Origin of the sequence: Streptomyces sp. 2A115, assembly GCF_052245575.1 — a bacterium.
In the GTDB taxonomy this organism is placed as follows: Bacteria; Actinomycetota; Actinomycetes; order Streptomycetales; family Streptomycetaceae; genus Streptomyces.
Genome location: NZ_JBQQCG010000183.1, coordinates 1 through 5212, shown reverse-complemented (window position 1 = coordinate 5212; position 5212 = coordinate 1). Strand labels below are relative to the sequence as shown.

Genomic DNA, 5212 nt, shown 5'->3' with positions numbered 1-5212 from the left:
TTCATCTACGAGGTGCCTTGCTGATTGTGCGTGCTGGAAGCGTCAGAACTCCCATCATCGCAGGTCAGCAGGCACCTCTTCTTGATTCCTTATCCACAGGACGCAGGTCACTCGGTGGATCGAGGCTAAGAGCGCCTGCCGCGATCGCAAGGCGTTTGATCATGATGGTCTGCTCCTTCGGGGGTGAATGCGGTGGTTGCGCCGACCTCGATCCCGTCCGATTGCCGGTGAACGAAGCGGCAGCAGGAGCTTCGGCTGGGCCGGGAGCCCGGCTCAAGGGGTTACCCGTTTCCAGCTGGCCACGGATACCCGGAAACCCTTCTTGAGCTGGCGGTTCGCAAAATCCGGTGTTGATCGACGTACCTGCGTGACCCTCGAATCGCGGCATCGTTGACCGGTCGGGCTCGGCTCTTTAGCCGTAACAGAGGGGGCACCGGCGTGGCAGAGGAGGATCAGAGCGGGGCGCCGACGTTCGGGAGCGAACTGCGGCGGCTGCGCTGTGCGGAGGGCAAGTCGCTGGCAGGTCTCGCCGAGGAGATGCGTACGAGCAAGGGCTATCTCAGCCGGTTGGAAAACAGGCTGCAGAAGCCGAGTGAGCAATTTGCCCGCGCCTGCGACCAGGTACTGAACGCCGATGGCTGGCTGATCGCTCTGGCAGTGAGCGAACGTGCCGCACGATGCCCGTATCCGGGACTGACCTCGTTCCGCACCCAGGAGGCCGACTGGTTCTTCGGCCGTGACCGGGCTATCGCCGACGTGCTCGGCCTGGTGGCTGATGCGGCCGTCACAGGGCATCCAGCGGCGGTGATCGGCCCGTCGGGAATTGGCAAGTCCTCGCTGCTGAGCGCGGGTCTGGCACACGCTGTGCTGCGCGGCGCGCTACCTGGACATCGGCCAGGCGCGACGGACGTGCTCTGTCTGACGCCCACGGCTCAGCCGATGAGAGACCTGCGTGATCAGGGCATGCGACGCCCGCTGGCGTCGTATGCCCTTGTGATCGTGGATCAGTTCGAGGAGGTGTTCACACTCTGCAAGGACGTGGCGGAGAGGGAGACATACATCGCCGAACTGTGCTGTCGATCCGCTGCGGAACTGCCGGTAGTGCTCGGCCTGCGTGCTGACTTCTACGGCCACTGCTTGACTCACCCCCCGCTGCAGGCCATGCTGCGGTCCCACGCACTGCCCTTGGGGCCGATGACTGTCGCCGAACTACGCGAGGCGATCACCGCGCCAGCCACCGCTGAGGGACTCACGCTTGAGCCTGGGCTGGTTGAGGTACTCCTGCGCGATATGGGCGCCATGCCCGGCGCCGACACGTGCCCAGCCGGTGCGCTGCCGCTGTTGGCCCACGCGCTGCGAGCCACCTGGCAGCAGCGCACGGACGGAGTGCTCACTGTTGCCGGATACGAGCGCACTGGGGGGATCTACGGAGCCGTCGCCGCGACGGCCGAACGCCTCTACGCCCGCCTCGATCTGCAGGAACAGCACACAGCGCGCGAGGTCATGCTCAGCCTGGTCCGCGTCGGCGACGGCGAGGATGGGGTCCGTCAGCCGGCCGACCGGGACGCCCTGCTCCAGGCAAACACCGCGGCGGAGGGGGTCGTGGAGGCGTTCACCGGGGCACGACTGCTGACGGCGGATACCGAGCAGGTGGAGATCAGCCATGAGGCCCTGCTGAGGGCCTGGCCCAGGCTCCGCAAGTGGATCGATGCCGACCGGTCGGCTCTGCGCGTGCGTCAACAGCTGATCGAGGCGGCCACGGCCTGGTCCACGGAAGGCCGCGATGACGGCCTGCTCTATCGGGGCGTCCGGCTCACAGCGGCTGAGGAGTGGGCCTCCACCCATCCCGAGCAGACGGGCCCCGCCGAGGCTGACTTTCTGCGGGCCGCCCGCCGCCACCAGCAGCGCGGTATCCGTCGGCTGCGCCGCCTGGTGGCCACGCTGGCCGTGCTCACCTTGATCGCGCTGGCAGCCACGCTCCTGGCCGTGTTGAAGGGCCGCGAAGCGACAGTACAGCGCGATGTCGCCATGTCCGGCGGACTCGCGGCCCATGCCGACCTGATGCGGACCACCAACCCTGCACTCTCCCTCCTCCTCGGTCAGGCCGCACTGCAGGCGCACGATACGGAGGCAGCGCGCAGCACGGTGCTCAGCTCCTCAGCCATCCCCCACGCGACACGCTTCCTCGGCGAGGGCCAGATCTCCGGGGCCTCGGCCATGAGCCCCGACGGCACCATCGTGGCCTCAGGCACCCAGCAGGGAGCAGTGAACCTCTGGTCGACCGCCGCTGACCGGCGTGCCATGCCCCCGCATGTCCTGCGCGCCACCGGCACTGCGGTGACCAGTATCGCCTTCGACCGACGGAACATCCTCATGGTCGCAGCCGCGCGCGGCCCAGTCCGGCTGTGGGATGCCCAAGACCCCGGACATCCTCTCCCGCTGGGCCCGCTGCCCGAAGGCACCGACGACGTGTCCGCCATGGCAGTCACCCCCAACGGTCACACCCTCGTCACCGGCGACAGCTCCGGCCAGCTCGCACAGTGGGACTTGAGCCGGCCCCAGCACCCAGTCCAGCTCGCGCAGTGGCAGGGACACACCAACGCGGTCAACCATCTGGCGCTCAGCTACGACGGTGCGACCCTGGCCACCGCCAGCCGGGATGGCACGACCAAGGTATGGAAACTCGCGGGCACCGGGCAGCCCAAGCTCGCCGTCACAGTGCCGGATGTCGGCGTCACCTTCAACCCCGTGGCGCTCAGCGCAGACGGCCGAACCCTGTACTACGCACAGTACGATCTGGTGCGTTCCATCCGGTCAGCCGATCTGGACGCCGACGGGCACGTACTCCGCCGTCACACACTCTTCACCCTGACCGCGGCCGTGTCGGATCTCGCCCTGAGCCCGGACGGCAGGACACTCGCCGTGGGCACCATCGGCGCCGAAGTACGACTCTTCGACCTGGCCGGGTCCGGGGAGCCCCTGCCTCTCGTCCAGACCGGCCGGGTGGTCGCAGTCGCCTTCGGCCCGGACAGCAGATCCCTCGCCGTCGGTTCCGCCGACAGCAGCATCCAGTTGTGGTCGCGGCTGCCGCGGCTGGCTGGCCACCATGACACGATCCGCCGGTTCCAGCTCAACGCCGGCCGGACACTCGGTGTCACAGCAAGCGCGGACCAAACCGCCGGCATCTGGGACCTCTCTCGCCCCGCCGACCCCGTACTGCGCGGCAGGGCCCGCTGCCAAGGCCACAACATCCTCGGCGCAGCCTTCAGCCCAAACTCGCGCCTGCTGGCCTTGACCGCCTACGGTCTAGGAAAAGGAAGGAACAGCCAAACTCCGATCTGCCTCTGGAACATCGCCAACCCCCACGAACCCCACCCTCTGGGCTACGTGACGTCGAACGGCCGCAGCAGTGTCAACTGTGCCGCATTCAGCAACGACGGCCGCACCTTGGTCACCGGAGGCAACGGCGGCAACCTTGTCGTTTGGGACGTCAGCGACCCTGACGCGCCGCGCAAGCTACAAGACCTCAGCAACGACCGCTTCAACTCCGTCATGAACCTGCTCTTCCTCCCACACAGCGACACTCTCGCCGTCGGTAGCTACGGTGCCGGAGTGGAGCTGTGGAAGATCTCCGTTGGCCGCCCGGCCCACAGGACAGCCGCGCTTCCCGGCCCGCTGCAGACCGAAAGCCTCGCCGTCAACCAGAACGGCACGCTCCTCGCAGTCGGCGGCACCGATCACCGCACCTACCTATGGAGCATCGCCGACCCGGCGAACCCCCGCTCCCTCTCTGCGCTGAGCGGCCACACCGCCACCGTCTCCATGGCTGACTTCGCCCCGGACGGACGCAGCCTGATCACCTCAACTAGCAACAGCGCCAGCCCTGTACGGCTGTGGGACCTCACTTCACCGAACCGCCCTCGGCTGATCGCCCGACTGCACGGGCCCGTCAGCGTCGCAGCCTTCGCCCACGACGGCACGACCGTACTCGGCACCACCGCCGGCCGTCGCGTGCAGCCCTGGCATGCCAACGCGCCCGCCTTCGCACAGCAGATCTGCCGAATGGTTGGCACCCCGATGACCTCCCTGGAGATCTCCCTATACCCGACACACCCCCACCAACCACCTTGCACCGGAGGCCAGTGATTGCGCACGGTGTGAGGGCTGTCCAGCTACCTCGGGCTCGACCCGCACCGTGCATCCGCCAGCTCGTGAGTGCGCTCCCACTACCGAGGGCCTTGACAAACCTGATTCCACAGAATGAGGGTCTGGCACGCCATGTGGCTGGACCGCATCGACGCCAAAATCGCCGCAGTCCGCCAGCGGGAAGCCGAGCAGCAGCACGGACGGGAGAACCGGCTGCCCGTGCCTGAGTGGATCGTCGAACTCGGCATCGGCGACGGACGCCCGCCCGCCGCGGTACACGCCGGCGACTGCTACGCCGCGGGCAAACGGCCACGCCCCATCGACCGCGACGAAGCACGCCGGCTCCTGGCCGCCGGACTGCGCGCCTGCATCCACTGCAGACCCGACCAACGCCTGGGCATCCTCGACTGACCACCCACCGCAGTAGCGGTCTGAGGCCCTGACCTACACCGGTGCCGGCCCGGGGGCAACCGGCTCTGTGGCGACTGCCTGGCGAGTGCCGAGCAGGCCCGTGCGAAGAAGCAGCCGGTCAGCCGGATCCGGAAGGCGTCGGTGCTCGGTCGGCCTGCGCGGCACGCACGGACGCTTCCAGGGTGGCCATGAGGTCCGCTGGCGGGCTGTCCGGCTCGGCGGCGGCCGCCAGTTCCCTGCCCGCGGTGAGGGCGGCGGCGAGCTGCTGCAGGGCGTCTTCATAGTCGTCGCGAATGTCCGCCGCGTCCACGCCCCTCAGCTCGTTCAGCAGCAGCTCGGCGAGTTCCATCTCGCGGTCGGTCACCGGCGCGGCGGTGGCCGGTCCCGGTTCGCGGACCTCGTCCGGCCAGTAGACGGTGTGGACCACCAAAATCCCCCGGCGCGGCCGCAACACCACGAGCCTTTCCCGTGAGCGGATCGCGCCCTTGGCGATTCCCACCAGGCCGGTGCGGGCCAGGGCGCAGACGAGCACCTCGTAGGGACGCTCGGCGGCGAGGCCGGCCGGTTGGGCGTAGTACGCGCGGCGGTACAGGATCGGGTCGACCTCGTCGGCGGGGACGAATCCGAGCACGTCCATCCGGCGGCGGCTGGGCAG

The 5212-nt window shown here is 68.5% G+C and carries 3 protein-coding genes; 2 read left to right on the top strand and 1 reads right to left on the bottom strand.

Features of this window, described 5'->3' with window-relative positions; genetic code table 11:
• The first annotated feature begins 438 nt into the window (after positions 1-438).
• Positions 439-4146 (top strand): nSTAND1 domain-containing NTPase, encoded by a 3708-nt coding sequence (locus tag ACTWQR_RS55275; RefSeq protein WP_443234937.1) that lies wholly within the window; start codon positions 439-441, stop codon positions 4144-4146.
• A 114-nt stretch (positions 4147-4260) separates the two neighbouring features.
• A complete protein-coding gene (locus tag ACTWQR_RS55270; RefSeq protein WP_443234936.1) occupies positions 4261-4557 on the top strand; it encodes a DUF6233 domain-containing protein in 297 nt (98 codons plus the stop codon).
• A gap of 118 nt (positions 4558-4675) precedes the next feature.
• Here ACTWQR_RS55270 and ACTWQR_RS55265 read toward each other — a convergent pair.
• Positions 4676-5212 (bottom strand): Ku protein (locus tag ACTWQR_RS55265; protein ID WP_443234935.1); only part of this gene is annotated, 537 nt, incomplete at its 5' end.

What these genes read in the sequence shown, in the direction of transcription:
- ACTWQR_RS55270 (WP_443234936.1), top strand. Translation starts at nt 4,261, where the DNA reads ATGAGGGTCTGGCACGCCATGTGGCTGGACCGCATCGACGCCAAAATC.